The following is a 6209-nucleotide window of genomic DNA, read 5'->3' as shown; positions in this document are numbered from 1 at the left end:
CGGGGGGGGGCCCCCGCCGATGCCCGCCCCGGCCGCGGCGGTGATGACCGCCGTCCGGCCGCCGAGCAGATCGTGACCGGGTACGTAGGGCGGTGGGGTCATGCCGGTGCCTCCTTCGGCCGGCCGAGCACCCGCTCGGCGATGGTGTCCGCGACCTGCGGGGCCGGGGGCGCCCCCCGGCCGCCGTACGCGACGGGCCGGCCGACGCGGGTCCGGCCCTCGCGTACGGCGGCCATGTGCCGTTCCCGGGCGGGGAGTTCGGCGCGCCCCGTGTTCCGTACCGGGGCCGGCGCGGCCCCGCAGGTCCGCGAACTCCCCGGTGAGGCCGGCCCGCAGCCGGCCGCGGTACCCGGTGCGGAAGCTCCCTGCGGTGGTGGGGCCTCGACGCCGCTCATGGCCGTACATTAATCTACCAAACACTTGTTAGGGAAGGAGTCGCCGATGACCTCCGGCGAGGACACCTCCGTCGTGCGCTACGAGCGGCACGGCCCGGTCGCCACCGTCACGATGAACCGCCCGGACTACCGCAACGCCCAGAATTCCGCGATGACCTACGCCCTGGACCGCGCCTTCTACCGCGCCGCCGACGACAACGACGTGCAGGTCGTGGTGCTCGCCGGCGCGGGCCGGCACTTCTCCGCGGGCCATGACATCGGCACCCCCGAACGCGACGCCCATCTGCCCTTCGACCGCACGGCGGGACTGTGGTGGGATCACTCGGACAAGGAGGGGGCGGAGAGCCGCTTCGCCCGCGAGTCCGAGGTCTACCTGGGGATGTGCCGCCGCTGGCGGGAGCTGCCCAAACCCGTCCTGGCCGCCGTCCAAGGGGCCTGCGTGGCGGGCGGGTTGATGCTCGCCTGGGTCTGCGATCTGATCGTCGCCTCCGAGGACGCCTTCTTCGCCGACCCGGTCGTACGGATGGGGATCCCCGGCGTGGAGTACTTCGCCCACCCGTGGGTGATGCCGCCGCGGATCGCCAAGGAGTTCCTCTACACCGGCGACCGGATGACCGCACAGCGGGCGTACGAGGTGGGCATGGTCAACCGCGTCGTGGCGCGCGCCGAACTGGCCGAGTGTGCCGCCGAGTTGGCGCTGCGGATCGCCGAGATGCCCCGGCTGGGACTGGCCCTGGCCAAGCGCGCGGTCAACCAGGCCGAGGACCTTCAGGGCCTGCACACCGGACTGGACTCGGTCTTCGGGCTGCACCACCTCGCACACGCCCACAACGCGGAGACCGCGGCGGACCCGCTCGCCGGCGTGGACATCGCGGCGATGCGCCGGCATGCCGCGGACGGCCCACCCCGCCCCCGGCAGACGGGAGCGTAATGGGACGCGCCGTCAAGGGAGTTGACGACTGATGGATCTCGACTTCACCGCCGCCGACGACGCCTTCCGAGCCGCAGCGCGGTCCTGGCTCACCGAGAACGTACCCGCGGCCCCCCTCCCATCGCTGGAGACCCGCGAGGGATTCGCCGCGCACCGCGACTGGGAGCGCCGGCTCGCCGCCGACCGCTGGTCGGTGGTCTCCTGGCCCGAGGAGTACGGCGGCCGGGGCGCCTCCCTCCTCCAGTGGCTGATCTTCGAGGAGGAGTACTACGCCGCCGGCGCGCCCGGCCGGGTCGGCCAGAACGGCATCAGCCTCCTCGCACCGACCCTCTTCGAGCACGGCACGGAGGAGCAACGCGCCCGCGTCCTGGGCCCGATGGCCACCGGCGAGGTGATCTGGGCACAGGCGTGGTCCGAGCCGGAGTCGGGCTCGGACCTGGCCTCGCTGCGCTCCACGGCCGTACGGACCGACGGCGGCTGGCTGCTGAGCGGCCAGAAGACCTGGTCGTCCCGGGCCGCCTTCGCCGACCGCGCCTTCGGCCTGTTCCGCAGCGAGCCGGGCACCGCCAGGCCGCACCAGGGCCTGACGTATCTGATGTTCCCGCTGGACGCGCCGGGTGTGACGGTGCGGCCCATCGGCCGGCTGGACGGCAAGCCGGCCTTCGCCGAACTCTTCCTCGACGAGGTGTTCGTCCCCGACGCGGATGTCATCGGCGAGCCGGGCCAGGGCTGGCGGATCGCGATGAGCACCACCGGCAACGAACGCGGACTGACCCTGCGCAGTCCGGGCCGTTTCACGGCCGCCGCCGACCGGCTGACCGCGCTGTGGCGCGAGGCGGCCGACCCCGGCGACACGGCGCTGCGCGACCGGGTCGCCGACGCCGTGATCGGCGCCCGCGCCTACCGGCTGTTCGCCTACGCCAACGCCTCGCGCCTCGCCGCCGGTGGCACCCTGGGTGCCGAGTCCAGCCTCAACAAGGTCTTCTGGTCCGAGCTGGACATCGCCCTGCACGAGACCGCCCTGGATCTCCTCGGCCCCTACGGCACCCTCGCCGACGGCGCCGACGAGGCTCCCGCACACGGCAGTTGGGCCGAGGGCTACACCTTCTCCCTCGCCGGCCCGATCTACGCGGGCACCAATGAGATCCAGCGGGACATCATCGCCGAGCGGCTGCTCGGCCTGCCGAAGGGACGCCGCTGATGCGGTTCCTCCTGACCGACGAGCAGCGGGAGTTCGCGCGGACACTGGACGGGATGCTCGGCGCGTCCGACACCCCGGCCGCCGTACGGGCCTGGGCTACCGGGGAGCACAAGCCGGGCCGCGACCTGTGGGCGCGGCTCGCGGAGACCGGGGTGTTCGCCCTCGCGGTCCCCCAGGCATACGAGGGACTGGGCCCGCTCCCCCTCGAACTCGCCGTCGTCTACGTCGAGTTGGGCCGTCATGCGGTACCCGGCCCGCTGGTGGAGACGGCCGCCGCCGCGGCCTTCCTGGACCGCCTCGGCGAGACCGGGGCGGCGGTCGCCTGGCTGCCCCGGATCGCCTCCGGTGACGCGGTCGTCGGGCTGTGCGCGGACGGTGCGCCGTTCGCGCTGGACGCGGACGCCGCCGACGCGGTCTTCGTCGTCCGGGGTGACACGGCGTGCCGCACCGAGTCCCACGGCCCGGTGCAGCCCACGCTCGACCCCGCCCGGCGGCTGTTCCGCCCGCTCGGCGGCACCGTCCTCGCCCGTGGCCCGGCGGTCACCGCAGCCGCCGCATACGCCACCGACACCGCCCGGCTGCTCACCGCGGCCCAGGCGCTCGGCCTGGGCCACGCCCTGCTGGACGAGACCGTCGCCCACGTCAAGCGGCGCACCCAGTTCGCGGTGCCGATCGGCTCGTTCCAGGCGGTGAGGCACCGGCTGGCCGACACCCTGCTCGCCCTGGAGTTCGTCCGGCCGCTGGTCCATGCGGCAGCCCTGGCGCTGGCCCGGGACGCCGCCCGCGCCGGCGCGGAGATCGCGGCGGCGAAGGTGGCGGCGGGCGAGGCGTGCTATGCCGCGGCGCGCACCGCGCTCCAACTGCACGGCGCGCTCGGCTACACGGACGAGCCGGACCTCTCCCTCCGGCTCCGCAAGGCCCGCCCGCTGCGGGACGCCTGGGGCACCCCGGCCGAGTGCCGCGCCCGCGTCCTGGCCGGATAGGCCGCCCGCACCCCGGGCCCCGTACGCCCCCTGGGCCCGGCTGCCCCCGAAGGTCACCGGACCGCCGGCGGCGGACCGGGCACGCTGCGGGGCCGCTGACCGGCCGGCCCGCCGGCACCCTGTGTGACGACTGCGTGACGGCAGGATGGAGGAGCGATGGTGACGCGGTGAGCGGGGGCCATGGCGGCCTGTCGATACGGTGCGCCACCGCACCTCAGGTGCCAGACTTGAAACACCGCGCCCGGCTGCCGGCCGAGGCCCTTGGGACCGAGGGGAACATCATGACCTGGGCATCTTGGACCACGGTGGGGATCCACGCCCGCCCCGGCGCGGTGCACACCGAGGAGATCGGCCCGATGCAGGGCGACCTGACCATTCACACGACGTGGTCGGAGGACGAGGCGCACGTGGCCGTGCAGTACACCGGGTCCTCGGACTGGTACACCATGGTCGGCAGCCCCGTGCCCTGCCATTCGGAGGAGGACAGCCGGGCCTTCCACCAGGCCGTCGTGGAGGCGGTGCGCGGCGGCGAGAAGGCGCAGGCGACGCTGGAGGAGCTCTTCCGCATCTAGCGCCCCCGAGGACACCCAGGACGATCCGGGCCGGGACAGCAGCCGCTGTCCCGGCCTCCGTCATGCCGGGCAACCCTCGCACCCCTCTGCGCGTCTCCCCGCCCAGAACACACTTGGTCACCCTGTGACTACCCAAAGCTGATGAATTGTCAATTTTTGAATTCTTCGCCGCCCAAATCGATCCTTTTCCTTTACATGCGCATGCCAGACATACCAGGGTTTGCGCGGGGCCACACAACCCCCGCGGTGCCCAACGGCACCGTGCGTACGGGCGGTTGGTGAGCCGGCCGCCCCCGCAGCTCAAAGGACCCACCGGTGCGTAGACCCCACATACGCAGGTACCACCTGGCGATAGCCGTGGCCGTGACAACGGCCGCCACCCTCACCTCCGGAACCGCGGGCGCCACCACGGCCGCCCCCGCCACCCCCTCCTCCGCCTCCCCCTCCGTCGTCGACGCGGCCCGCGCCGCCGCGTACGCGCACTCGGCGACGACCGGCGTCGGCAGGCAGGACACGCTCCAGGCCACCGACACCCTGATCGACCCCGACGGCCGGCAGCATGTGCGCTTCCTCCGCAGCCACCGCGGTCTGCCGGTGCTCGGCGGTGATCTGGTCGTCCACCTCGGCGCCGACTCGGCCTACGAGGGCGTCACCCGGGCCTCCGGCCACCAGGTCGACGTGACCACCACCGCCCCGGAGCTCTCCGGCCGGCAGGCCGCGGCCAAGGCCGCCTCCGTTGCCCAGGGCCGGGCCGGCGAGCCCCAACTGGTCGTGGACGCCCGCAAGGACCGTACGACGCTCGCCTACCGGGTGCGCGTCGACGACAGCCGCACCACCGAGGCCGGCGGCGCCCGGACCGTCGTCGTCGACGCCACCACGGGCGGCGTGCTCAGCGACATACCGGCCGACGACTCCTTCCTGTCCCCCTCCGTGCAGCGCACCCTCCGGCAGCGCGGCGAGCGGCTCACGCCCGCGACCGGCCCGGCCGCCGCCGCGTCCGCCACGGCCACGCCCGGCGGGAAGGGCGGCTTCCCCGCACCGGCGACCGGCACCGGCTCGTCCTTCTTCGTCGGCACCGTGCGACTGTCCACCACCCGGACCGCCAAGGCCGCCTTCACCCTCAAGGACAGCACCCGCGGCAACACCGAGACCCGCGACGCCGGCGGCCGGGAACTCGAGAAGTTCGCCGACGGCAAGGCGCTCACCAGCAAGACCGACCACTGGGGCAACGGCACCGCCGGCGACCGGTCCACCGCCGCCGTCGACGCCCAGTACGGCATCAGCAGCACCCTGGACTTCTACCGGAAGACCTTCGGCCGCAAGGGCATCAAGAACGACGGTGCCGGCGCGCACGCCCTGGTGCACTACGGCAAGAACGTCGGCAACGCCTTCTGGTCCTCGGACTGCGGCTGCATGCTCTACGGCGACGGCGACGGCAGGACCTTCACCAAGCCGCTGGTCGTCCTGGACGTCACCGGTCACGAACTCACCCACGGTGTGGTCGACGCGACCGCGGGCCTCCAGCCCACCCGCGTCGACGCCGAGGGCAACCAGTTCGGCGAGCCCGGCGCGCTCAACGAGTCGCTGGCGGACATCTTCGGCACCGCGGTCGAGTTCGCCACCAACAACCCGAAGAACCCGCCGAACTACCTCATGGGCGAAAAGCTCGGCCTCCGGCAGACGTTCCTGCGCCGGCTGGACAAACCCTCCCTCGACAAGCTCGAAGGCACCGTCGACTACTGGTCGAAGCAGACCCACGACACCGAGGTGCACGCCGGCTCCGGCGTCTCCTCGCACGCCTTCTACCTGCTCGCCGAGGGCAGCGGGAAGAAGACCATCGGGGGCTTCGCCTACGACTCCCCCACCTACGACGGCGCGAAGGTGACCGGTATCGGCCGGGACAGGGCGACGGCGATCTTCTACCGGGCGCTCACCCGGTACATGGTCTCCACCACCGACTTCCACGACGCCCGGATCGCCACCCTCAAGGCCGCCAAGGACCTCTACGGCGCGGGCAGCACCGCGTACAAGACGGTCGACCGCGCCTGGGCCGCCGTCAACGTCACCGCCGCCGACACCCCCGGCAAGGGGTGAGCCGACCCGCCCCGTCCGGCAGGTGCCCCCGCC

At 73.3% G+C, this 6209-nt stretch carries 6 protein-coding genes and 1 pseudogene; 5 read left to right on the top strand and 2 right to left on the bottom strand.

From position 1 onward, the window contains the following. Both RZ84_RS42190 and RZ84_RS39415 read right to left on the bottom strand, forming a co-directional pair. A pseudogene (locus RZ84_RS42190) lies at positions 1–102 on the bottom strand (short chain dehydrogenase); the annotation flags it as partial. After that, the gene (locus tag RZ84_RS39415; protein WP_157878989.1) at positions 99–395 is read right to left on the bottom strand and encodes a hypothetical protein; all 297 of its coding nucleotides are present in this window, start codon (positions 393–395) and stop codon (positions 99–101) included. The pseudogene RZ84_RS42190 and the gene RZ84_RS39415, both read right to left, overlap by 4 nt. A 46-nt stretch (positions 396–441) precedes the next feature. On the opposite strand from RZ84_RS39415, the gene RZ84_RS34450 reads away from it, so the two are divergent. The 5 genes from RZ84_RS34450 (at position 442) to RZ84_RS34430 (ending at position 6176) form a co-directional block, all read left to right on the top strand. Then, complete coding sequence (locus RZ84_RS34450; protein ID WP_043268581.1) at positions 442–1326, top strand: enoyl-CoA hydratase; 885 nt, start codon at positions 442–444, stop codon at positions 1324–1326. A 31-nt stretch (positions 1327–1357) separates the two neighbouring features. Beyond that, positions 1358–2527, top strand: a complete 1170-nt coding sequence (locus RZ84_RS34445; RefSeq protein WP_043268579.1) for an acyl-CoA dehydrogenase family protein — start codon at positions 1358–1360, stop codon at positions 2525–2527. Next, entirely contained in the window at positions 2527–3510 is a 984-nt protein-coding gene (locus tag RZ84_RS34440) for an acyl-CoA dehydrogenase family protein (protein WP_043268577.1), read from the top strand. Before RZ84_RS34445 ends, RZ84_RS34440 begins: the two co-directional genes overlap by 1 nt. A 281-nt stretch (positions 3511–3791) precedes the next feature. Beyond that, a complete protein-coding gene (locus RZ84_RS34435; protein ID WP_043271698.1) occupies positions 3792–4082 on the top strand; it encodes a hypothetical protein in 291 nt (96 codons plus the stop codon). Between the two features lie 315 nt (positions 4083–4397). After that, complete coding sequence (locus RZ84_RS34430; RefSeq protein WP_043268575.1) at positions 4398–6176, top strand: M4 family metallopeptidase; 1779 nt, start codon at positions 4398–4400, stop codon at positions 6174–6176. Positions 6177–6209 lie beyond the last annotated feature (33 nt).

It is taken from the genome of Streptomyces sp. CT34, from assembly GCF_000805335.1.
In the GTDB taxonomy this organism is placed as follows: Bacteria; Actinomycetota; Actinomycetes; order Streptomycetales; family Streptomycetaceae; genus Streptomyces.
Note: the sequence above shows the minus strand (reverse complement) of the source record. Positions and strands in the feature narration are given on the sequence as shown.

Bases quoted from the DNA above. Each gene is read 5' to 3' on its own strand.
- RZ84_RS39415 (WP_157878989.1), bottom strand. From the start codon at position 395: ATGAGCGGCGTCGAGGCCCCACCACCGCAGGGAGCTTCCGCACCGGGT.
- RZ84_RS34450 (WP_043268581.1), top strand. From the start codon at position 442: ATGACCTCCGGCGAGGACACCTCCGTCGTGCGCTACGAGCGGCACGGC.
- RZ84_RS34445 (WP_043268579.1), top strand. From the start codon at position 1,358: ATGGATCTCGACTTCACCGCCGCCGACGACGCCTTCCGAGCCGCAGCG.
- RZ84_RS34440 (WP_043268577.1), top strand. From the start codon at position 2,527: ATGCGGTTCCTCCTGACCGACGAGCAGCGGGAGTTCGCGCGGACACTG.
- RZ84_RS34435 (WP_043271698.1), top strand. From the start codon at position 3,792: ATGACCTGGGCATCTTGGACCACGGTGGGGATCCACGCCCGCCCCGGC.